The following is a 19,798-nucleotide window of genomic DNA, read 5'->3' as shown; positions in this document are numbered from 1 at the left end:
CTGTCGCGGCTGTGCCGGACACTCGAATGCGATAGAGTGGTGGTTCCTGTATCATCAGAGCTGGTCCGATGAGGGTCGTCGATACGGCAGAGGTCATCTTTCTCGTCGACAACGCGACGGACAGCCTGTCGTCGAGCCCCGGCTTCGTCGAGACCGAGTTCGCCCGCCTTCGCCGTCGCGGCATGCCATGGCTGTCCGGCAAATGCCTGTGCTGCGCCGCGCATGGGCTTTCCTGCCTGATCACCGTGCGGACGGCATCGGCCAGCCGCACGCTGCTGTTCGACACCGGGCCCGAGGAATGGGTGTTCGAGCGCAACGCGGTCAAGCTCGGCGTCGATCTCGGGGAGGTTGGGGCGGTAATGCTGTCGCATGGGCACTGGGATCACGCGGGCGCAATGCCGCGCGCCCTGCAGATGATCACGATGGGCAATGGCGGGCGGCCCGTCCCGACCTACATGCATCCCGACATGTTCGCCTTGCGGGCGACCAAATCCGCCGATGGGCAGTTTCGGCCGATGGAACTGGTGCCGAGCGTGGAGGTCCTGTCCGGGAGCGGGGCCGATGTCATCGTCACCCGCGACGAGCAGTTGCTTCTTGACGAGACGTTCTATGTCAGCGGCGAGATCCCACGCGTGACCCGGTTCGAGCGCGGCTTTCCCGGCCAGTATCGCCAGACCGCCGCAGGCAACTGGGAACTGGACGAAGTGATGCCGGACGAGCGCTATTTGGCAATCAACGTGGCCGGCAAGGGGCAGATCGTCTTCACCGCCTGCTCGCACGCCGGCCTGATCAACGTCTTGACCCACGCCCGGGCTCGGTTTCCGGAAATTCCGCTCTACGGCGTGTTCGGCGGCTTCCACCTCTCGGGGGTGACCGAGCCGATCATCCCCGAGACGGTCGAAGCGCTGGCCGAGTTCGACCTGCAGCTGATATCGCCCGGGCATTGCACGGGCTGGCGGGCCGTAAGCGCGCTCGCGGCCGCCTATGGCGAGACGGTCGCTCCATCCGTGGTCGGCAAGACGTTTTTGCTTTGACGGCTCCAACCAACGACTCTGGCGTCCAATGCCGGCAGCCCCCTAAGCCGCCGCCATAATCTCCGCATAGGTGCCGAAATCGACATTGCCGCCGGAGAGCACGACAGCGACGCATTTGCCGGCGAGATCGATCTCGCCGGACGACAGCGCGGCGAGGCCCACGCAGCCGCCGGGCTCGACCACCAGCTTGAGGTGGGCCATGGCGTCCCGCATTGCCTGCGCCGTCGCCTTGTCGGACACGGCGACAGCGCCGGCGAGGTTCTTGCGGTTGATCTCGAAGGTGATGGCGCCGGGCTCGGCGGTGAGGATGGCGTCGCAGATCGAGGTGTGGCCGGGCTCGTTGGCGACCCTCTCGCCCCTGGCCAGCGAACGGCGGGTGTCGTCGAAATGTTCCGGCTCGGCGGCCCACACGGCGGTGCCGGGCGAAGCATCCTTGACGGCAACGGAAATGCCGCTCGACAGGCCGCCGCCGCCACAGGGAATGACGACCGCGTCGAGGCTGACGCCGAGAGCCCTGGCCTGGGCCATCAGCTCGAGGCCGATCGTGCCCTGGCCGGCGATGATTGCCGGATCGTCGAAGGGCGGAACCAGCGCCATGCCCTTGTCCAGCCAGGGACGAACCACCGTCATGCGGTCATCGCGAAAGCGGTCGAACGGAACCACCTCGGCGCCCATCTTGCGGACATTGCCGATCTTCATCGCCGGCGCGTCGGCCGGCATGGCGATGACCGCCTTGACGCCGAACATCGCCGCGGAAGCGGCGACGCCCTGCGCGTGATTGCCCGAGGAGAAGGCGACGACGCCGCGGCCGCGCTCCGCCTCGCCCAGCGACGACAGTTTGTTGTAGGCGCCGCGGAATTTGAACGAGCCGGTGCGCTGCAGCGTCTCCGGCTTGAACAGGATGCGGCCGCCGAAGCGCTTGTTGAGCTCCGGCGATTCGATCAGCGGCGTCTCGACGATCAGGCCGGAGAGGCGCGTGGCGGCGTTGCGGATATCGGCGATGCCGGGAGGGACGGTCATGGGCGTGGCCTTGAGCAAACAGACCGCCCATGGTGCACGGAAAAGGCCGCGGCGCGCCAACGAAAAAATGTGATGGTTACAAGGTTGGCGGATCATAGCTGCCGTTGGCGCCGCCCCTCACCTGCCTGCCGGCTTCCTCTCCCCGTATAGTGACGGGGAGAGGGCGCTGTCATCGCGGCTTTCGCCAATCACCAACGTTGCAAGAATGGCGCTGAGGCTACGGCCAGCCGAGGGTGGCAAGTGGCCGCCTCTCACCCCAACAGCGTCCTTTGCCTCTTGCTGCCGCCGAGCTTGCGCCAGGCGTTGAAGCGGTGGGTGGCGGCGGCGAACGAGATCTTCATCTGCTGGGCGACCGAATAGCGCGACTTGCCGTCGTCAAACATGCGGTAGCAGCACTCGACGCCCTCTTCCGTCAGCTTGCCGTCGGGAGCCTTGTTGTGCGGATTGGCGGGATCGAATTTCTCGACCTGCTGCTCGACCAGGCCTTTCAGGCGCTGCAGGTCGGCCTCGATGCTGGCGATGAGATCGAGGACGGGTTTCGGATCAAAGGCGTGCGCATGCTCTTTCGGCGACATCCGGGAATTCCTTTCTTTCGGCTTAGGTTCGGTTATATAGGTGAACGTTCGGCAACAATGAAGGCCTGTCCCGGATCAACTAATTTTGTTCCGGCGGACGATGCGCGATTGACCGGCAACGGGTCAAACCATAGTTTAGAATAATTCTAATCTAGAGTGACATGCTCATGCTTTCACGTGTTTTCGGCTTTGGCCGCCGTTCCTTCGATTCGCTCTCCGAGCAGGAGATCCTGGCGCTGGCCATATCGTCGGAGGAGGATGACGGGCGCATCTACCGCGCCTATGCCGACGGGCTGGCGGAAGATTTTCCGCAATCGGCCAAGGTGTTCGAGGCGATGGCGGAGGAAGAGGACGGCCACCGCGATTCGCTGATCGAGCTCTACCGCAAGCGTTTCGGCGAGCGCATTCCGCTGATCCGGCGCGAGCATGTCAGGGGCTATTACGAGCGCAAGCCCGACTGGCTGGTCAGGCCGCTCGGCATCGAAACCGTGCGCCGGCAGGCCGAGGCGATGGAACAGCAGGCCTACCGCTTCTATGTCGAGGCCGCCAAGCGCACCACCGATGCCTCGACCCGCAAACTGCTCGACGAACTGGCGGTGGCCGAGCAGGGCCACGAGAGCTCGGCGCATCAACTGGAACAGGAGCATGTCCCGGGTGAGATCAAGATCGAGGAGGCGACGGCCGAGCAGCGGCAGTTCATCCTCACCTATGTGCAGCCGGGACTGGCCGGGCTGATGGACGGATCGGTGTCGACGCTGGCGCCGATCTTCGCCGCTGCCTTCGCCACGCACGACACATTCCAGACCTTCCTGGTCGGGCTTGCCGCCTCGATCGGCGCCGGCATCTCGATGGGCTTCACCGAGGTCGCGTCCGACGACGGCAAGCTGTCCGGCCGCGGCTCGCCGATCAAACGCGGGCTGACCGTCGGCATCATGACGACGCTCGGCGGTCTCGGCCACGCGCTGCCCTATCTCATCCCGTTCTTCTGGACGGCGACGGCGGTCGCCGCCGTGGTGGTGTTCTTCGAACTGTGGGCGATCGCCTTCGTGCAGAACCGCTACATGCAGACACCGTTCTGGCGCGCCGCCTTCCAGGTGGTGCTGGGCGGCGCGCTGGTGTTCACGGCCGGCGTGCTGATCGGGAATGCCTGAGCGGAGCCTCTCCCTTCCCCCCTTGTGGGGGAAGGCGCTACCCATTCGCCGCCCTGCTATCCGCCGGCGCCTCGGCCCTCTCCGTCAGGCCGTAGTCGCGCACGACGTGCGCGATGCGCAGACGGTAGCCGGCAAAGATTCCGCCACGGCCGGCCTGCTGCGCCTGCCGGTGCTCCTCGGTGTTGCGCCAGGCCTTCACCGCCTCCTCGTCGCGCCAGAAGGACAGCGACAGCACGCGGTTCGGATCGGCGAGGCTCTGGAAGCGCTCGATCGAGATGAAGCCGTCGATGCCGTCGAGCAGGGGCCGGAGTTCGGCGGCGATGCCGAGATAGGCCTCGCGCCGGCCCGCCGCCGGCTCGACCTCGAAGATGACGGCGATCATGCCTCTATCCCTTCCTTGACCGTGACGTCGGTGCGGAACAATTGCCGCGGTCCGTGCGGGCCCGACACCAGCTTCAGGAAGATGCGGTCCTCCTTGAGGATGAACTTCTCGCGCCGGGCGAACTCGTAGTTCGCCTTGCCGGCCGGGTCGGCGGCAAGCCGGGCGCGGTAGGCCTCATAGGCCGCGAGATTGTCGATGTTGTAGGCGGCATAGGCCGTGGTCGCCGAACCCTCGTGCGGCGCGAAGTAGCCGATGAGGTCGGCGCCGCAGCGCGGGATGGCCTGGCCCCAGGCACGCGCATAGTCCTCGAAGGCCGCTTTGCCGAACGGATCGATCTCGTAGCGGATGAAGCAGGTGATGGTCATGGCGGTCTCCTCGTCAGGTTGGGTTTGCAGTGACGACAGTTCGAGCGCGGTCGAAACATCGCTTCCGTCGGCATGCTATTCAGCTCATGTCAGGAGTGGTGTTTTGCATCGTCGTCCGCTCCTTGAACTGAACCGACAATAGTGATTTCCTCGCAGGAATGCTTCGACAAGGATCGAACTATGCGTGAAGGACCAGATATCGCCCGCATCGCCAGCCTGGTCGGCGATCCGGCCCGCGCCAACATGCTCACCGCGCTGATGGGCGGCACGGCGTTGACCGCCTCCGAGCTGGCGCTGGAGGCCGGCGTGTCGCTGCCCACCGCCTCCTCGCATCTGTCGAAGCTGATGGAGGGCGGACTGCTGAGCTTGGCCAGCCAGGGACGGCATCGCTATTACGGGCTCGCCGGGCCGCAAGTCGCCGGCATGATCGAGGCGATCATCGGCGTCGCCGAAGCGGTCGGCCCCAAGCGTGTGCGGCCGGGCCCGCGCGACGCCGCGATGCGGGTGGCGCGGGTCTGCTACGACCATCTCGCCGGCGAGCAGGCGGTGGCGATGCTCGACCGCCTGATCGACAGGGAGGTGTTGCTGCGCGACGACAGCGAGATCAGGCTTGGCCCGGCGGCGGCCTCGCATTTTTCCGCGCTCGGCATCGATGTCGAGGCCAAGGCCAGGCGGCCGGTGTGCCGCGCCTGCCTCGACTGGAGCGTCAGGCGCTCGCACCTCGCGGGCACGCTGGGCGCCGCAATCCTCGAGAAGATCATCGCCGAGAAATGGGCGCGGCGCGAAAAGGGCAGCCGCGCGGTGGTATTCTCGCCGACAGGCAGGCAAGCGTTCGAGAGGGTGTTTCTGGCCTGATTTCCCTAGCCACGCTTCAACGGCTTGCCCAGCTTGAAGAAATCCTTCCATGGATCGGCCTTCTTCAACTGCTCCAACGTGGTGGAATCGCCGAGCGGGAAGGCGTTGGGCGCCAGCCCCTTCTCGAGTTCCGGCCAGGTCACCGGCATCGACACGGTGGCGCCCTTCTTGGCGCGCGACGAGTAAGGCGCGACCGTGGTCGAGCCGCGGCCGTTGCGCAGATAGTCGACGAAGATCCTGCCGGTGCGCGCCTTCTTCGACAGCGTCGCGGTGTAGCGGTCGGGCGAAGCCTGCTCCAGCGCGCGGGCGAAATCATGGGCGAAGTCCTTGACCTCGTCCCAATCCGCCGACTGCTTCAGCGGCACCAGCACGTGATAGCCCTTGCCGCCGGAGGTCTTGACCAAATTGGCGAGCGAAAGCTCGTCCAGCTTGCCGCGGATGTCGAGCGCCGCCTCGCGCACCGCCTTGACGTCGACGCCCTCGTCGGGATCGAGGTCGAAAATGATCTGGTCGGGCTTTTCCAGCGCGTCGATCGTGCAGCCCCAGATATGCACCTCGACGACACCGTACTGGACCAGCGCGGCAATGCCGTCGAAATCCTTGATGTAGAGGATCTCCTCGCCATCGGTCGGATCCTTCATCCGGGCGATCTTGTCGCTCATGCCGGGCGAGGCGTGTTTCTGGAAGAAGCGCTGGCCGCCGATGCCGTCCGGCGCCCGCACCAGGCTGAGCGGCCGGTTGACGACGAATTGTTCCATGCGCGGCCAGACCAGCGCGTAATGGTCGAGCAGATCCTGCTTGGAGACCTTCTCGTCGGGCCACAAGAGCTTCTCCGGGTGGGAGAGCTTCACCGAGGTCTTGGCTGACGCAGCGTTCGGCGCCGCCTTCGCCTCGGCCGCGCCCTTGCCGGCGGCTTTACTGGGCTTCTCCTGCACGACTTCCTCCGCCGGCTTGTCTTCGCGCAGCCCCTGGAACGAGGCGTGACGTATTATACGGTCCGAGGTCCAGCTGCGGAACTCCACTTCGCCGACAAGATCGGGCTCGACCCAGACCAGCCCCTTGCCCTTCGGCACGGCGGCGGAGAAGGGCGACGTTTTTGCGGTGAGTCCGTCTAGTCTTTTCTTGAGGTCGGCGGCCATCTTGCCGGAAAATCCGGTGCCGACGCGGCCGGCATAGTGCAGCTTGCCGCCCTCATGATAGCCGACCAGCAGCGAGCGCAGGCCGCGCCCGGTCTTGTCCGAGGGCAGGTAGCCGCCGATGACGAATTCCTGCCGCAGCGTGCATTTCGACTTCACCCAGCTGAGACCGCGGCCGCTGCGGTAAGGCGCGTCGGCACGTTTGGAAACCACGCCTTCGAGACCCATGCGGCAGACATGCTGCAGCATCACCTTGCCCGGCTCGTGGAAATGGTCGCTGAAGCGCAGCGCCGAATCCTGCGGCTGCTCGCCGAGCAGTTCCGCCAGCGCCTGCTTGCGCTCGACCAGCGGCTCGCGGCGCAGGTCCTTGCCGTCGAGGCGCATCAGGTCGAAGGCGTAGTAGACGAAGCGATCGGCGCGGCGGGCGGAGAGATCGGCCTGCAGCAGGGCGAAGGATGACACGCCGCTGTCGGCCAAAACGATGATCTCGCCATCGATGATGGCATCGCGGCATTTGAGGCCGGCAAGCGCTGCGGTGACCGGACCGTCGAATTTTCCGGTCCAATCGAGGCCTGCGCGGGTCAGCAGCCTCACCTCGCTGCCGGCGATCTGCGCCTGCATGCGATAGCCGTCGAATTTCACTTCGTGCAGCCAGTCGTCGCCGGAAGGCGCATCCTTCTCCAGCGTGGCGAGCTGCGGCTCGATGAACTCCAGCCGCTTGGCAGACCCGGCTCTTGCCTTGCCGGTGGCCGCCGGCTTGTTGGAGTGCCAGACTTTCGGCTTCGCGCCCTTGGCCGTCTTGCCCTCGCCGACCTCCTCGATCGTCAGGCCGGATTTCACCGATTTCGGCTCCTGCTTCAGGATGTCCTCGCCGGGACGCGCGGCGGCATCGTCGGACTTGATCAGCAGCCAGTTGTCGCGCTTTTCGCCGGAGCGCGGCTTCAGCCGCACGAGATGCCAGCGGCCATGCAATTTGTGGCCTTCCAGCTCGAAGCCGATATGGCCCTTCTTCATCGCCTTGGCCGGATCGCCTTCCGGAACCCATTTGCCCTCGTCCCAGACGATCACCGAACCGCCGCCATACTCGCCCTTGGGGATGGTGCCTTCGAACGGCGCGTAGTCGATCGGGTGGTCCTCGACATGCACGGCCAGCCGCTTCTCGTGCGGATCGAGGCTCGGGCCGCGCGTCACCGCCCAGCTCCACAGCACGCCGTCATGCTCGAGGCGCAGGTCGTAGTGCAGCCTGGTCGCGGCATGCTTGTGGATGACGAAGATGCCGGCGGCTTTCTTGCCGCTCCGCGACAGCTTGCCGGCCGGCTCGGCGGTCTTCCTGAAATCCCGCTTGGCCCGATACTGCTCGAGGCTGGCCATGGCTGCGGCCTCCTATGCCGATTTGCGCCGCGGAGCGGAGGCCTTGCCGCGTCCGGCCTTTGGCTTTGGCTTCGCCTTCGACGCGGCCTTGCCCGCGCCTTCCGCGTTCAGGCTCTTCTTCAGCGCATCGAAGAGGTTGACGACATTGGACGGCTTCGGCCGCGCCTTGGCCTTCGGCGCCTTCCTGCCGGCCTTCCTGGCGCGGATCAGCTCGAGCAGGGCATCCTCATAGCGGTCGTCGAACTTCGACGGATCGAATTTTGCCCCCTTCCGGTCGATGATATGCTCGGCAAGGTCTATCATCTCGTCGTCGGTCTTGACCGACTTGATATCGCCAAAGACGCTGTCGGGCTGGCGCACCGTGTTGTCGTAACGCAGCGTGGTCAGCACCATGCCCTTGCCGAGCGGCTCGATCACCACCGGGCGTTCCCGCTGGTAGAGCACGATGCGGGCGAGGCCGGCCTTCTTCTTGCCCGCCATGGCGTCGCGGATGACGGCGAAGGCCTCCTCCGACACCTTGTCCGCCGGCGAGACATAATAGGGCGTGTCGAGGTAGATCTGCCGGATCGAGGCCTTGTCGACGAAGCCGTCGAGGCTCATTGTATGCGAGGATTCGATCTGGACGGCCTCGATCTCGTCTTCCTCGATATGGATGAACTCGCCGTCCTCGAGCTCATAGCCCTTGATCTCGTCGCCTTCCTCCAGCGGCTTGCCGGTCTCGGCATCGACATAGATGCGCTTCACCGTATTTCCGGTCTTGCGGTTGAGGATGCGGAAGGAGACCTTTTCGGCGTGGGTGACGACGTTGGTCAGCTCGATGGCGCAAGTGACCAGCGACAGCTTGAGATAGCCTTTCCAGGCCGGGCGCGGCGCCATGACGAACTCCGTGAGCGGGGTGGTTCAACCGAGAACGGGCAGAGCCCGCTCCGGTTCCGGGAGACAGGCCGCTTCCAGACAGGGCCCTGACTTGGGCCGCGCACGGAAATTTCGCCGAGGCGCGCGCGGCTGAAACAGAACCGCATCCGAACGACATCGAGACGAAACATATGTGATGCAAAAGTCACATTGGGCAAAATGCCGGCAAATGGCTCTGAAAGACCCCGAATCAGCCGCATTCCGGCCACGAAGCAGGGCATTTCGGACCAGAAATTAACATCACGTTCACCGACTATTCACGCCTCGACGCTATGATGCCCGCAATTCGGACGGGACATCCGAAATCGGGACAGGGACAGGGAAATGAAGTTCTGGAACCACATTGCCGGCTATGCCGCCGCCATCCGCGAATTCGTCGCGCCGACCTATCGGCCTGAGCGCTATTACATGCGCGGCCCCGGTCCGGCCTGCGCCCGCCGCGGCAACTCGCTCGGCATCAGCGCGCACTGATCATGACGCTGGAGAGCCGTCATGACAGCCGGATCTGCAAACCGGCCGACAGCCATCGCGCAACCACCTATCGCGCCGAGCGCCCCGCGCTGGCCGATCGGCGGCGTGCGACAACGCCCCCGCTTTGACGCCGCCGCCGGCTGGCTTAGTGTCTGACGACACCAGCAGCCGGGGCCGACATGATTGACCTGCCCGAACCGAAGCGTCCCCTTCCTCCGCCGCAAGCTTACGATGCAACCCAGCCGCTGATCGTCTTCGACGGCGTCTGCGTGTTCTGCTCGGGTTTCGTGCGGACGGTGGTGCGGTTCGACCGCAGGAAGCGCTTCCGCTTCGCCACGGCGCAGTCGCCGTTCGGCGAAGCGCTGTTTCGCACCCACGGACTGGCGACCGACAGCTACGATACCAGCCTGACCCTGATCGACGGAAAGGCCTTCACCCAACTGGACGGCTTCATCGCCGTGATGGCCGAGCTTGGCTGGCCATGGCGCGCGGCGAAGGTTTTGCTCGCCCTGCCGCGGCCGCTGCGCGACTGGTTCTACGACCGCATCGCCAAGAATCGCTACGCCCTGTTCGGCAGGACGGACAGCTGCGAGCTCCCGTCGCCGGAACTGCGGGAGCGGCTGATCGGCTAGAATCCCGCCAGGGCTGGTGGGGGCCCGGCCGGCGGCGAGATTCGGCCCCCCGACAATCCTCGCAGATTCACGGATCATCGCCGCCCGCTTGCGCGAGGCGCCGCGCGGGTCGAAAGATTTTCGCAGCACCTGTCGAAATCCGCCTGGCCCAGGCGACATTGGTCAGGCCGGCGATGACGCGGCCTTCGAGAAAACGGGAGAAGACCATGCGATACATGCTTTTGATCTACGCAAACGAAGCCGCGATGGCGACCGCGCCGAGCGAGAAGACCTACCAGATCAGCGCCGCCTATGGCGCCTATACCGAGGCTTTGAAGAAATCCGGCGCCTGGCTCGCCGGCGACCGGCTGCGGCCGACGCAATCCGCAACGGCGGTGCGGACGGCCGACGGCAAGACCAATGTGCTCGACGGCCCCTATGCCGACACCAAGGAGCAGCTCGCCGGCTTCTACATGATCGAGGCCGAGGACGCCGATGCGGCCATCGCCTGGGCGGCGCGCTGCCCGGGCGCCAGCGCCGGCACGATCGAGGTGCGGCCGATCTGGGAAATGAGCGACTATCCCTCCGCGAGTTGACCCAGTGATGGACAATCGCCCGGAGACCGCGCGGGCGGCGGCGGAAGCGGCCGCCCGGCAAAGCTACGGCAAGCTGGTCGCCTTTCTCGCGGCGCGCACGCGCGATGTCGCCGGCGCCGAGGACGCGCTGGCGGATGCCTTCGCGGCGGCGCTCGAGCGCTGGCCGCAGACCGGCGTGCCCGAAAAGCCGGAAGCCTGGCTGCTCGCGGTGGCGCGCCGGCGGGGCGTCGACGCGGTGCGGCGGCGGCAGACCGGCGAGGCGGCGCGCGATCATCTCAAGCTGATCGCCGAGGAGGTGGAGGCCCGCATGACCGACGAAGAGCTGCCGGACGAACGGTTGCGGCTGATGTTTGCCTGCGCCCATCCGGCGATCGAGGCCAGCGTGCGCGCGCCGCTGATCCTGCAGACCATCCTTGGCTTCGACGCGGCGACCATCGCTTCGGCCTTCCTGGTCTCGCCGGCGACGATGGGCCAGCGCCTGGTGCGCGCCAAGACCCGCATCCGCGAGATCGGCATTCCGTTCCGGGTGCCGGAGCGGGCCGAGCTCGGCGAGCGGCTGGACGCGGTGCTGGAGGCGATCTACGCCGCCTTCGCCGAAGGCTGGACCGATCCAGCCGGCACCGAGACGCGGCGCCGCAACCTCGCCACCGAGGGCATCTGGCTCGGCCGGCTGGTGGCTTCGCTGATGCCGGACGAGCCGGAGGCGGTAGGGCTGCTGGCGCTGATGCTTTTCGCCGAAGCGCGGCGGGCGGCGCGGCGCAGCCCGGACGGAGACTTCGTGCCGCTTGCCGAGCAGGACACCGCGCTCTGGGACGACACGCTGATCGACGAGGCGGAAGACCTGCTCGAACGTGCCGCCGCCAAGGAGATCATCGGCCGCTACCAGCTGGAGGCGGCCGTGCAATCGGCCCACGCGGCGCGGCGGCGCGGCGGCCGCACCGACTGGGCAGCGATCCGCCAGCTTTACGACGCGCTGCTGGCCCTCGCCGGCTCGCCTGTCGTGGCGATCAACCGCGCCGTGGCGATCGCCGAGGATGAGGGCGCGGCGGCCGGGTTGGCGGCGCTTTACGTCCTGGGTGACGACAAGCGGCTGGATGACTATCAGCCCTATTGGGCTGCCCGCGCCGGTCTGCTGGCGAGGCTCGGCACGACCGGATTGGCGGCCGAGGCCTACGACCGCGCGATCGGCCTCGAAAGGGACCCGGCCGTGCGCCGCTTCCTGCAGGAAAAGCGGGCGAAGCTTACGATGCTCTAATCAAGCACGACCACGGCCTCCACCTCGAACAGCATGGGGTCGATCGCCAGCTTGGGAACGGGAACCAGCGTCTGCGCCGGCAGCGCCTTGCCGAACATGTCCTTGACGTTGCTGGTCAGCACCTCGAGCTTGGACATGTCGTGATCGACCACGAAGACCGTGAGCTTGGCGACCTGATCGGGTTTCGCGCCAATCCCCTCCAGCGCGGCGCGCAGGTTCGCATAGGCCTGTTTCACCTGGACGGCGAAGTCCGGCGACAAGGCGCCCGTGCTGTCCTGGCCGCCCTGCCCGGAAATGTAGGCGACCCGTGCTCCCCGGGGCATGATCACCGCCGTGCTGTAGCCATTCGGCGACGGGTCGTGGAGGTTTCGCGGATTGACGATGGCCAGCTTGCGATCGTCCGCATTCGCTGCCGTCGCAGCGGGAACTCCGATGGTCATGATGATTAGCCCTCCGATGAGCAGGTGCTTGATTGAGCGTGGCATGAGTTTCTCTTGGCTCCGCGGGCTGCGAGCAACGCACCCACGATCGCAATTTCGGTTCATCGCCGCACGCGACTCGTACGGCGTCCGAGTCATCGTATGGTACGATGTACGAGTCAACCGCGCGGCATCGACATTCCTGACGTTGCCTGCCAGAATCGCGGCTCCGATACGCGAGGAAGACGAATGGCAGCCAAACGCGGCGGCGCCCGAAGCAACCGGTCTCAGCGGCCAGGTCAGCCGCCCCGACCCGCGGGCGAGCCGCCTCTGTCCCGGCAGCGTATCGTGGCCACCGCGGTGGAGTTGCTGGACGCGCAAGGGATCGACGGATTGACGATGCGTCGGCTGGCCGATCGCCTCGGCTCGGGCGTGATGAGCCTGTACTGGCACGTCGACAGCAAGGAGGATGTCTTCGATCTGGCGCTCGACGCGGTGCTCGAATATCGCGGATCGCCGCAAGAACCTCAGTCCGAAGACTGGCGCGGCGAGATCGTTCACATACTCGAGGACTGGCGCGCCAGCATGCTCAGCCATTCCTGGTCGGCATCGCTGTTGCCGCGCCGGGCGCTTGGCCCGAACATCCTCAGTCGGCTGGAACTGCTGAGCAAGGCCTTGTCCAGGGCCGGCGTGGCGGACGCGGACATCAACGCCGCGATATGGTCGCTCTGGAACTATGTGATGGGCGCCACCATCACCCGGGCGAGCTTCGACCTGTCGGACGACGACAGGGCCGCCGCGCAGCAGCGCCTCACCCGTCTCAGCGAGCGCTACGCGACAATCGAACGCTCCCGGCTGCTGTTGGACGACGACTGGGATGGCGCTTTCCGCAAAGGCCTCGGTTTCCTGCTCGACGGCCTCGCGCCAGAATAAACGTCCCGCTCACCACATTGCGTGGGCGGCATTCAGTTTGCGGATCAGGTCATGATCGCGCAGCCTGGCCCACAGGCGTTCGATATCGGGCCAGGCGGCGGCGACCTTGCCGATCTCGGGATGCCAGGCCGCCAGCATGATCAGGTAGACGTCGGCCAGCGACAGCCGGTCGCCGACCAGCCAGTCGCGGCCGGCGAGGGCCTTGTCGAGGATGGCAAAGCCGCGATCCATCTCGGCCAGCGCGGCCTGCTTCACCGCCTCCACGCCGTCCGGCGCCGCGGTGTAGCGATGGGCATAGTAGAAGCGCAGCCCCGCCGGGTAGAGGACCGACGACATGAAGGCCATCCAGCGCAGGAAGTCGGCACGGGCCGGCGAGCCCGCCGCCGGCGCCAGTCCGGCTTCCGGATGGCGCTCGGCGAGCAGGATGCAGATCGCCGCCGACTCGGTGATCGAACGGCCGTCCGGCAAGGTCAGCACCGGCACCTGGTTCAACGGGCTGATCTCGAGGAAGGCCTGGTCGGGCGGGTCCTTCTTCGGCACGTCGACCTGGTCGAACGGCGCGCCCGCCAGGGCAAGGGCCGCCTCGACGACGAAGCCGCCGCTGCCGGGGCGCGTGTAAAGTCTGTACATGAATCCTCCCAATGGCCGCGCGGGCCGCGGGAGATTTGCACCGGAAGACGCGCGGCGCTCAAGCGCCACGCTGACGCCACACGGGTTTTTTCAGCGGTCCAGCGTCCCGCGAGGGTCGGTCGAGGCTGCTTAAGCCCCCAGCCCGTCGAACAGGATCGTCGACAGGTAGCGCTCGGCGAAGGACGGGATGACGACGACGAGGGTCTTGCCCTTGTTCTCCGGCCGCGAGCCGACGACGATCGCCGCCTGGAGTGCTGCGCCCGACGAGATGCCGACCGGCACGCCTTCGAGGCGGGCGACGAGCCGCGCATTGGCGACGGAATCTTCGTTGGAGACCCTGACGATCTCGTCATAGATCGTGGTGTCGAGGATCTTCGGCGCGAAGCCGGCGCCGATGCCTTGGATCTTGTGCGGGCCGGGCTGGCCGCCGGACAGCACCGGCGAGGCCTCCGGCTCGACGGCGACGACATGCAGCGAAGGCTTGCGCTTCTTCAGCACCTGGCCGACGCCGGTGATGGTGCCGCCGGTGCCGATGCCGGAGACGAAGATGTCGACCTCGCCCTGGGTGTCGTTCCAGATCTCCTCGGCCGTGGTGCGGCGGTGGATCTCCGGGTTGGCGGGATTCTCGAACTGCTGCGGAATGATGGCGTCGGGCAAGGTGGCGGCAAGCTCATCGGCCTTGGCGATGGCGCCCTTCATGCCCTTGGGACCTTCGGTCAGCACCAGTTCGGCGCCGAGCAGCGCCAGCATCTTGCGCCGCTCGACCGACATCGTCTCCGGCATGGTCAGGATCAGCTTGTAGCCCTTGGCGGCGGCGGCGAAGGCGAGCGCAATGCCGGTGTTGCCGGAGGTCGGCTCGATCAGCGTCGTCCTGCCGGGGGCGATCCTGCCAGAGGCTTCCAGCGCCTCGATCATGGCAACGCCGATACGGTCCTTGACCGAGGCGATCGGGTTGAAGAATTCGAGCTTGGCCAGGAGACTGGCGACGACGCCCTTCTCCTTGGCGAACTTGTCGAGCCGCACCAGGGGCGTGTCGCCGATCGTCTCGGTGATCGAATTGAAGACGCGGCCGCGGCCGGGCACGCGCGCGGAGGTGACGGGCTTGTTCATTGTTTCGCTCCCAGGTCAGGCAGGCAATTGCATCAAGCGACAGAATAGGGCTTTCAGCCGCGCAAGATAGGCTGCCGGCCGAAAATATCCGAGTGGGGCGCGTGCTGAAAACGCTGCCGCCCCGGAAAAGCATTTTCCGGATCGGCCCGTTTCCGGAATGCTTTCCCCGAAATGGAGACCGGTTGAGATTGCAGCCTATTGACGGGCGGCGATGGCGGCCGCCGCGCCAACCATGAAACCGGCGGCGGTGCGGTTCAGCGCCTTCAGCGCGCGCGGCGACTAGAGGAACCAGCGCGCCTTGGCGGCCAGCGCCAGATAGGGCACCAGCACCACCAGCAGGACGAGGACGGTGAGCGTGACCAGGATGCCGTAGTCGGCGAGCGTCACCGCCTTCAGGTCGACGATGGTCGGCGTGATGGCGATATAGAAGATCATCGTCTTCGGATTGCCGAGCGTCACCGTCAGGCCGGCCAGGAAGGAGGCGGCGAGCCCGCCCTTGCCCTTGCGCGCCTCGACAGTCTCCGGCGAGATGCCGCTGGTCCAGAAGCGCCAGCCGAGGAAAGCGAGATAGGCGACACCCGCCCATTTGATGGCAAGGAAGACCATGCCGAAGGTCTGCGCGACGAAGGCGAGGCCGAGCATGACGGCGGTGAGGTAGGTGAGGTCGCCGAGGATCAGGCCGAACGACATCGCCAGCGACGAGCGGAAGCCGGAACCCAGCGCCCGCGCCACAAGCGCGGTGACGCCGGGACCCGGAATGGCGGCGGCGATGCCGAGAGCTGCACTGTAGGCGAGGAATCCGGTGAGCGTCATGGATAAGGTTCCAGATCGGAGGGTCTTATCGCATGGAACAGGCGAGGGTTGAAATCCCTCACGGTCGGAATCCATTGCACCAGACCATCGTGGTCTTCGCCTTACAAGGCTAACTGACGGCCCGAGGCTTGATTGCCACGTGGTTCCCCCAGTCCGTCGCGGCTACGCCGCGCCACCTTTCCCCCTCCGGAGGGAAAGGAAGGGAGCCTTGCTTGGCGAGCGTTGACTGCAAAAAAGCTTGGCGCCTTTCCTCTCCCCCGTCGATCGGGGGAGAGGTGGCTCGGCGAAGCCGAGACGGAGTGGGGGTCGACCAGCGTAAGGTTTCTCAGGACCGGCCGTCGCCGTAAGTAACACGCCAGATGGTGCCGTTGCCGTCCTCGGTCAGGATCAGCGCACCGTCCTTGGCGACGGTGACGCCGACCGGCCGGCCCCAGACGTCGTCGTCGGAGATGACGAAGCCGGTGGCGAAATCCTCATACTCGCCGGTCGCCTTGCCGTCCTTGAATTTCAGCCGCACCACCTTGTAGCCGGTGCGCACGCCGCGGTTCCAGGAGCCGTGCAAAGCGACGAAAGCATCGCCCCTGTAGTCGGCCGGGAAGCTGCCGCCCTCATAGAAGGCGATGTTGAGCGGCGCCGAATGCGCCTGCAGCAGCACGTCGGGAACGGTGACCTTGCCGGCAAGATCGGGGCGCGCGCCCGCGTGGCGCGGGTCCTCGTTGGCGCCGATATAGTACCAGGGCCAGCCGTAGAAGCCGCCCTGCCTGACCGTCGTCGCGTATTCGAACGGCACGTTGTCGCCGAGCTCATCGCGCTCGTTGACGACGCACCAGAGCGCGCCCGTCTGCGGCTGCACGGTCATGCCGGAGCAGTTGCGCAAGCCGGTAGCGAAGCTGCGCCGGTTGTTGCCGTCCGGATCGAAGGCCAGCACGTCGGCGCGGCCTTCCTCCGGGCCCCAGGTGGCGCCGAGCGGCGCCGACGTCGCCCATTGCTCGAGCCCGCCTTCGGGCTCGGCGGCCATGTCCTCGGCGACGTTGGAGCCCGATCCGACCGACAGATAGAGCGTCTTGCCATCAGGCGAAAAGGCGATGTCGCGCGTCCAGTGATGGTTCGCGGGGATGTCCGGGACGATGGTTTCCGGCTTGCCTTCGGCCTTGAGGTCGCCGTCGCGATAGGCGAAGCGCACGACGCTGTTGCTGTTGGCGACATAGACCCATTGCGGCTTGTCGCCCGGCGGATAGAAGGCGATGCCGTAGGGCCGGGTCAGGCCGGTGGCGAAGATCGCCTCCTGCGCCGGCCTGGCGCTGCCTTCGGCGAGGCGATAGACGCGGATCTGGCTGGCCTTGCTGTCGGCGACGAACAGGTCGCCATTGGGCGCCGCGCGCACGACCCGCGGATTGTCGATGCCCGACGCGACGAGTTCGATGGAAAAGCCTGATGGCACGAGCGGCCTGGCGCCTTCCGGCCGATCCGCCAGGCCGGCGCCGTTCGACACGGAGCGGCTGACATAGGGCTTTTGCAGATCATCCGGCCTGATCAGCCGGCGCACGCCAGGCCTGTCGGCCTTCCAGTCGCCGAAGGCCTTCTTGCCAGTCAGCACCGGTTCGCCGGCCTGCTGGGCAGAGGCCGTCGTTGCAAGCAGCAAGGCGGCAGCCGCAAGACCGGCAAATCGGATCATCCTGGCCTCCAGGGGTTTCGGCGCCGTACGCGGTGCCGTCGCGAATGGTGAACGGGCGGATGCGGCGGTCGTTCCGCCTGGGATATCAGGCACACGCCGATTTGAGGGATGGTTTCAGCTGCCTTCGGCGTAGAAATCATCGTCCAGGCGCTTTTCCAGCTCGACCAGATCGGCCGGCAGCGGCAGGCCCATGGCTCGCAATTCCTGCAGCTTCTCGCGCAGCTGCTCCTGAATCTCGTGCTGGTCCTCGGGCTGGTTGACCATTTCCTCGAGCAGCAGGCTGATCTGGGCCTTGAGCGATTCCAGCGCCATTCTTTTGCTCCCTTGCTGCTTGTGCCTTCCAGGGTGTGTTGAGATCCAGGTCAGGCCGGTCTCACCCGGATATCGCACACCTTACCGCAACATGCGCGAAATCAGCTGCGCGGTATAGTCGACCATCGGCACGATACGGGCGTAGTTCAGCCGCGTCGGGCCGATGACGCCGAGCGCGCCGACGACGCGGGCATCCTTGTCGCGATAGGGCGCCACCACCAGCGACGAGCCCGACAGCGAAAACAGCTTGTTTTCCGAGCCGATGAAGATGCGCACGCCCGGCCCTTCCTCGGCGAGGTCGAGCAGCTGGATCAAGCCGTCCTGCGTCTCCAGATCCTCGAACAGATGCCGCAGCAATTCGATGTCGGCCTGGGCGGTGACGTTTTCAAGCAGATTGGCGCGGCCGCGCACGATGAGGCGCGCCGGCAGGCCGCTTTCCGCACCGGCCCACACGGCGAGGCCCTTTTCGACCAGGTCCTGCGACAGCGTGTCGAGGGCGGCCCTGGTCTCGTCCTTGATGCGGGCGATCTCGACGCGCGCCTCGGCCAACGTGCGGCCGCGGATGTGGGCGTTGAGGAAGTTGGACGCCTCGTGCAGTTGCGAGACGGTGGTGCCGGCGGGCAGGTCGACGACGCGGTTCTCGACATCGCCGTTCTGCGACACCAGCACGGCCAGCGCCTTGGTCGGCTCGAGCTGGATGAATTCGATGTGCTTCAGCGCCACCTCGTTCTTGGCGGCGAGCACCAGGCCGGCGCCGCGCGACATGCCCGACAGCATCTGGCTGGCCTCGGTCAGCATGTGTTCCAGCGACGCGCCGGAACCGGAGGCGCGCACCTGCGCCTCGATGATGCGGCGCTCGTCGTCGGAGAGGTCGCCGAGCTCCATGAAGGCGTCGACGAAGAAGCGCAGGCCGGTCTGCGTCGGCAGGCGGCCGGCCGAGATGTGCGGCGCGTAGATCAGGCCGAGATGCTCGAGGTCGCTCATCACGTTGCGGATGGTGGCGGGCGACAGCGAGGAGGGCAGGATGCGCGACAGGCTGCGCGAACCGACGGGCTCGCCATCCCTGAGATAGGATTCAACGATGCGCCGGAAGATGTCGCGCGAGCGCATATCGAGCGATTGAAGCACGGGCGACTGCGATGCCGGATCGACTGCCTTGGTCATTCGAGCCAAAAACCTCCGGTTCAAATATAGACTTAGCCGGTGCCCGCGCAACCCGGTCCATTTTCCTTTGCGCCATGCGCCGCATGCGTCTACAAGCCGGCCACGAATCCTTAAAAACCAGAGACAAGAGGCCTCGATGCGCCCCTCCAAACGCCAATCCGACGAAATGCGCGCCATCTCCTTCGAGCGCGGCGTCTCCAAGCACGCCGAAGGCTCGTGCCTGGTGAAGTTCGGCGACACGCATGTTCTGTGCACGGCAAGCCTGGAGGAAAAGGTGCCGGCCTGGATGCGCAATTCCGGCAAGGGCTGGGTGACGGCCGAATACGGCATGCTGCCGCGCTCGACCGGCGAACGCATGCGGCGCGAGGCCTCCGCCGGCAAGCAGGGCGGCCGCACGCTGGAAATCCAGCGGCTCATCGGCCGTTCCTTGCGCGCCGTGGTCGACCTGCAGGCGCTGGGCGAGCAGCAGATCACCGTCGACTGCGACGTGATCCAGGCCGATGGCGGCACCCGCACCGCCTCGATCACCGGCGGCTGGGTGGCGCTCCATGACTGCCTGCGCTGGATGGAAGCCCGCCAGATGGCCAGCGTTTCCAAGGTGCTGAAGGACCACGTCGCGGCGATCTCGTGCGGCATTCATGACGGCCAGCCGGTCATCGATCTCGACTATCTCGAGGATTCCTCGGCCGGCACCGACGCCAATTTCGTCATGACCGGCAAGGGCGGCATCGTCGAGATCCAGGGCACTGCCGAGGGCGAGCCTTTTTCCGAGGAGCAGTTTGGCGCGCTGATGGGGCTGGCGAAGAAGGGCATCCAGCGCCTGGTGAGTTTGCAGCAGATGGCGGTGGCGTAGGTTTTCGAATGCCGAGCCTGGGCCCCCCTCTCTGGCCTGCCGGCCATCTCCCCCTCAAGGGGGGAGATTGGAAGCTTCTACGCCGGCCCCCATCTGGCTACGCCGGTGATTGGCTGAGGCAATCGATACAGCCAATCTCCCCCCTTGAGGGG

Annotated in this window: 22 protein-coding genes and 1 pseudogene; 10 read left to right on the top strand and 13 right to left on the bottom strand. The window is 66.2% G+C overall.

The features are described from left to right. The first annotated feature begins 68 nt into the window (after window positions 1-68). A complete protein-coding gene (locus PU724_RS23565; RefSeq protein ID WP_354423950.1) occupies window positions 69-1,034 on the top strand; it encodes an MBL fold metallo-hydrolase in 966 nt (321 codons plus the stop codon). Window positions 1,035-1,076: 42 nt separating this feature from the next. On the opposite strand, the gene PU724_RS23560 is transcribed toward PU724_RS23565, so the two are convergent. Together PU724_RS23560 and PU724_RS23555 are read right to left on the bottom strand one after the other, a co-directional pair. After that, complete coding sequence (locus PU724_RS23560) at window positions 1,077-2,054, bottom strand: threonine/serine dehydratase family protein (RefSeq protein WP_354423948.1); 978 nt, start codon at window positions 2,052-2,054, stop codon at window positions 1,077-1,079. 251 nt (window positions 2,055-2,305) lie between these two features. After that, the gene (locus PU724_RS23555) at window positions 2,306-2,629 is read right to left on the bottom strand and encodes a hypothetical protein (RefSeq protein WP_127285440.1); all 324 of its coding nucleotides are present in this window, start codon (window positions 2,627-2,629) and stop codon (window positions 2,306-2,308) included. A gap of 167 nt (window positions 2,630-2,796) precedes the next feature. Between PU724_RS23555 and mbfA the strand changes: the two genes are divergently transcribed. Further along, a complete protein-coding gene (gene mbfA / locus PU724_RS23550; RefSeq protein ID WP_127309583.1) occupies window positions 2,797-3,780 on the top strand; it encodes an iron exporter MbfA in 984 nt (327 codons plus the stop codon). A gap of 37 nt (window positions 3,781-3,817) precedes the next feature. Here mbfA and PU724_RS23545 read toward each other — a convergent pair whose 3' ends face one another. Next, window positions 3,818-4,162: an antibiotic biosynthesis monooxygenase family protein gene (locus PU724_RS23545; protein WP_128274849.1), complete on the bottom strand. Its 345-nt coding sequence runs from the start codon at window positions 4,160-4,162 to the stop codon at window positions 3,818-3,820. Beyond that, on the bottom strand, window positions 4,159-4,527 hold the full coding sequence (locus tag PU724_RS23540) for an NIPSNAP family protein (protein WP_135859524.1): 369 nt from the start codon (window positions 4,525-4,527) through the stop codon (window positions 4,159-4,161). The genes PU724_RS23545 and PU724_RS23540 overlap by 4 nt, the downstream gene beginning before the upstream one ends. Window positions 4,528-4,707: 180 nt before the next feature. Here PU724_RS23540 and PU724_RS23535 point away from each other — a divergent pair, with 180 nt between their 5' ends. Next, window positions 4,708-5,382 carry an ArsR/SmtB family transcription factor gene (locus PU724_RS23535; protein ID WP_354423945.1) on the top strand — a complete coding sequence of 225 codons (675 nt, stop codon included), beginning with the start codon at window positions 4,708-4,710 and terminating at the stop codon, window positions 5,380-5,382. 5 nt (window positions 5,383-5,387) lie between these two features. On the opposite strand, the gene ligD is transcribed toward PU724_RS23535, so the two are convergent. Together ligD and ku are read right to left on the bottom strand one after the other, a co-directional pair. Then, window positions 5,388-7,889: a DNA ligase D gene (gene ligD / locus PU724_RS23530; RefSeq protein WP_354423943.1), complete on the bottom strand. Its 2,502-nt coding sequence runs from the start codon at window positions 7,887-7,889 to the stop codon at window positions 5,388-5,390. Window positions 7,890-7,901: 12 nt separating this feature from the next. Beyond that, a complete protein-coding gene (ku, locus tag PU724_RS23525) occupies window positions 7,902-8,765 on the bottom strand; it encodes a non-homologous end joining protein Ku (protein WP_354423941.1) in 864 nt (287 codons plus the stop codon). Between the two features lie 363 nt (window positions 8,766-9,128). On the opposite strand from ku, the gene PU724_RS23520 reads away from it, so the two are divergent. The 5 genes from PU724_RS23520 (at window position 9,129) to PU724_RS23500 (ending at window position 11,737) form a co-directional block, all read left to right on the top strand. Next, a complete protein-coding gene (locus PU724_RS23520) occupies window positions 9,129-9,275 on the top strand; it encodes a hypothetical protein (RefSeq protein WP_126057275.1) in 147 nt (48 codons plus the stop codon). Window positions 9,276-9,277: 2 nt separating this feature from the next. Beyond that, a complete protein-coding gene (locus tag PU724_RS23515; protein ID WP_426213654.1) occupies window positions 9,278-9,403 on the top strand; it encodes a hypothetical protein in 126 nt (41 codons plus the stop codon). A gap of 51 nt (window positions 9,404-9,454) precedes the next feature. Then, window positions 9,455-9,907 carry a thiol-disulfide oxidoreductase DCC family protein gene (locus tag PU724_RS23510; protein WP_354423939.1) on the top strand — a complete coding sequence of 151 codons (453 nt, stop codon included), beginning with the start codon at window positions 9,455-9,457 and terminating at the stop codon, window positions 9,905-9,907. Between the two features lie 206 nt (window positions 9,908-10,113). Next, window positions 10,114-10,482: a YciI family protein gene (locus tag PU724_RS23505; protein WP_354423937.1), complete on the top strand. Its 369-nt coding sequence runs from the start codon at window positions 10,114-10,116 to the stop codon at window positions 10,480-10,482. Between the two features lie 7 nt (window positions 10,483-10,489). Further along, entirely contained in the window at window positions 10,490-11,737 is a 1,248-nt protein-coding gene (locus PU724_RS23500; protein WP_354423935.1) for an RNA polymerase sigma factor, read from the top strand. Here the strand turns inward: PU724_RS23500 and PU724_RS23495 are convergent. Next, on the bottom strand, window positions 11,734-12,222 hold the full coding sequence (locus PU724_RS23495) for a RidA family protein (protein ID WP_354423933.1): 489 nt from the start codon (window positions 12,220-12,222) through the stop codon (window positions 11,734-11,736). The genes PU724_RS23500 and PU724_RS23495 overlap by 4 nt on opposite strands. Before the next feature lie 183 nt (window positions 12,223-12,405). Here PU724_RS23495 and PU724_RS23490 point away from each other — a divergent pair, with 183 nt between their 5' ends. Next, entirely contained in the window at window positions 12,406-13,089 is a 684-nt protein-coding gene (locus PU724_RS23490) for a TetR/AcrR family transcriptional regulator (protein WP_354423932.1), read from the top strand. A gap of 9 nt (window positions 13,090-13,098) precedes the next feature. Here the strand turns inward: PU724_RS23490 and PU724_RS23485 are convergent, their stop codons facing one another. The 6 genes and pseudogenes from PU724_RS23485 to hrcA all read right to left on the bottom strand — a co-directional run bounded on the left by PU724_RS23485 (window position 13,099) and on the right by hrcA (window position 18,793). Then, on the bottom strand, window positions 13,099-13,719 hold the full coding sequence (locus tag PU724_RS23485; RefSeq protein ID WP_354423930.1) for a glutathione S-transferase family protein: 621 nt from the start codon (window positions 13,717-13,719) through the stop codon (window positions 13,099-13,101). A gap of 129 nt (window positions 13,720-13,848) precedes the next feature. Then, on the bottom strand, window positions 13,849-14,829 hold the full coding sequence (cysK, locus tag PU724_RS23480; RefSeq protein WP_354423928.1) for a cysteine synthase A: 981 nt from the start codon (window positions 14,827-14,829) through the stop codon (window positions 13,849-13,851). A gap of 195 nt (window positions 14,830-15,024) precedes the next feature. Next, window positions 15,025-15,642: pseudogene (locus PU724_RS23475) on the bottom strand (LysE family translocator). Between the two features lie 325 nt (window positions 15,643-15,967). Further along, window positions 15,968-17,317, bottom strand: a complete 1,350-nt coding sequence (locus tag PU724_RS23470) for a PQQ-dependent sugar dehydrogenase (protein WP_354423926.1) — start codon at window positions 17,315-17,317, stop codon at window positions 15,968-15,970. A gap of 114 nt (window positions 17,318-17,431) precedes the next feature. After that, complete coding sequence (locus PU724_RS23465) at window positions 17,432-17,629, bottom strand: hypothetical protein (protein ID WP_127284856.1); 198 nt, start codon at window positions 17,627-17,629, stop codon at window positions 17,432-17,434. Between the two features lie 81 nt (window positions 17,630-17,710). After that, window positions 17,711-18,793, bottom strand: coding sequence for a heat-inducible transcriptional repressor HrcA (gene hrcA / locus PU724_RS23460; RefSeq protein ID WP_127284855.1), 1,083 nt, complete (start codon window positions 18,791-18,793; stop codon window positions 17,711-17,713). 136 nt (window positions 18,794-18,929) lie between these two features. On the opposite strand from hrcA, the gene rph reads away from it, so the two are divergent. Continuing rightward, window positions 18,930-19,646, top strand: coding sequence for a ribonuclease PH (gene rph, locus PU724_RS23455; RefSeq protein WP_354423924.1), 717 nt, complete (start codon window positions 18,930-18,932; stop codon window positions 19,644-19,646). The last annotated feature ends 152 nt before the right edge of the window (window positions 19,647-19,798 follow it).

The sequence above is a fragment of the Mesorhizobium abyssinicae genome, from assembly GCF_049887195.1.
In the GTDB taxonomy this organism is placed as follows: Bacteria; Pseudomonadota; Alphaproteobacteria; order Rhizobiales; family Rhizobiaceae; genus Mesorhizobium; species Mesorhizobium abyssinicae.
This window is presented reverse-complemented; position numbering and strand designations above follow the sequence as displayed.

Excerpts from the sequence above, each read along its gene's own strand:
- PU724_RS23565 (WP_354423950.1), top strand. The coding sequence starts at position 69 with ATGAGGGTCGTCGATACGGCAGAGGTCATCTTTCTCGTCGACAACGCG.
- PU724_RS23560 (WP_354423948.1), bottom strand. The coding sequence starts at position 2,054 with ATGACCGTCCCTCCCGGCATCGCCGATATCCGCAACGCCGCCACGCGC.
- PU724_RS23555 (WP_127285440.1), bottom strand. The coding sequence starts at position 2,629 with ATGTCGCCGAAAGAGCATGCGCACGCCTTTGATCCGAAACCCGTCCTC.
- mbfA (WP_127309583.1), top strand. The coding sequence starts at position 2,797 with ATGCTTTCACGTGTTTTCGGCTTTGGCCGCCGTTCCTTCGATTCGCTC.
- PU724_RS23545 (WP_128274849.1), bottom strand. The coding sequence starts at position 4,162 with ATGATCGCCGTCATCTTCGAGGTCGAGCCGGCGGCGGGCCGGCGCGAG.
- PU724_RS23540 (WP_135859524.1), bottom strand. The coding sequence starts at position 4,527 with ATGACCATCACCTGCTTCATCCGCTACGAGATCGATCCGTTCGGCAAA.
- PU724_RS23535 (WP_354423945.1), top strand. The coding sequence starts at position 4,708 with ATGCGTGAAGGACCAGATATCGCCCGCATCGCCAGCCTGGTCGGCGAT.
- ligD (WP_354423943.1), bottom strand. The coding sequence starts at position 7,889 with ATGGCCAGCCTCGAGCAGTATCGGGCCAAGCGGGATTTCAGGAAGACC.
- ku (WP_354423941.1), bottom strand. The coding sequence starts at position 8,765 with ATGGCGCCGCGCCCGGCCTGGAAAGGCTATCTCAAGCTGTCGCTGGTC.
- PU724_RS23520 (WP_126057275.1), top strand. The coding sequence starts at position 9,129 with ATGAAGTTCTGGAACCACATTGCCGGCTATGCCGCCGCCATCCGCGAA.
- PU724_RS23515 (WP_426213654.1), top strand. The coding sequence starts at position 9,278 with ATGACGCTGGAGAGCCGTCATGACAGCCGGATCTGCAAACCGGCCGAC.
- PU724_RS23510 (WP_354423939.1), top strand. The coding sequence starts at position 9,455 with ATGATTGACCTGCCCGAACCGAAGCGTCCCCTTCCTCCGCCGCAAGCT.
- PU724_RS23505 (WP_354423937.1), top strand. The coding sequence starts at position 10,114 with ATGCGATACATGCTTTTGATCTACGCAAACGAAGCCGCGATGGCGACC.
- PU724_RS23500 (WP_354423935.1), top strand. The coding sequence starts at position 10,490 with ATGGACAATCGCCCGGAGACCGCGCGGGCGGCGGCGGAAGCGGCCGCC.
- PU724_RS23495 (WP_354423933.1), bottom strand. The coding sequence starts at position 12,222 with ATGCCACGCTCAATCAAGCACCTGCTCATCGGAGGGCTAATCATCATG.
- PU724_RS23490 (WP_354423932.1), top strand. The coding sequence starts at position 12,406 with ATGGCAGCCAAACGCGGCGGCGCCCGAAGCAACCGGTCTCAGCGGCCA.
- PU724_RS23485 (WP_354423930.1), bottom strand. The coding sequence starts at position 13,719 with ATGTACAGACTTTACACGCGCCCCGGCAGCGGCGGCTTCGTCGTCGAG.
- cysK (WP_354423928.1), bottom strand. The coding sequence starts at position 14,829 with ATGAACAAGCCCGTCACCTCCGCGCGCGTGCCCGGCCGCGGCCGCGTC.
- PU724_RS23470 (WP_354423926.1), bottom strand. The coding sequence starts at position 17,317 with ATGATCCGATTTGCCGGTCTTGCGGCTGCCGCCTTGCTGCTTGCAACG.
- PU724_RS23465 (WP_127284856.1), bottom strand. The coding sequence starts at position 17,629 with ATGGCGCTGGAATCGCTCAAGGCCCAGATCAGCCTGCTGCTCGAGGAA.
- hrcA (WP_127284855.1), bottom strand. The coding sequence starts at position 18,793 with ATGACCAAGGCAGTCGATCCGGCATCGCAGTCGCCCGTGCTTCAATCG.
- rph (WP_354423924.1), top strand. The coding sequence starts at position 18,930 with ATGCGCCCCTCCAAACGCCAATCCGACGAAATGCGCGCCATCTCCTTC.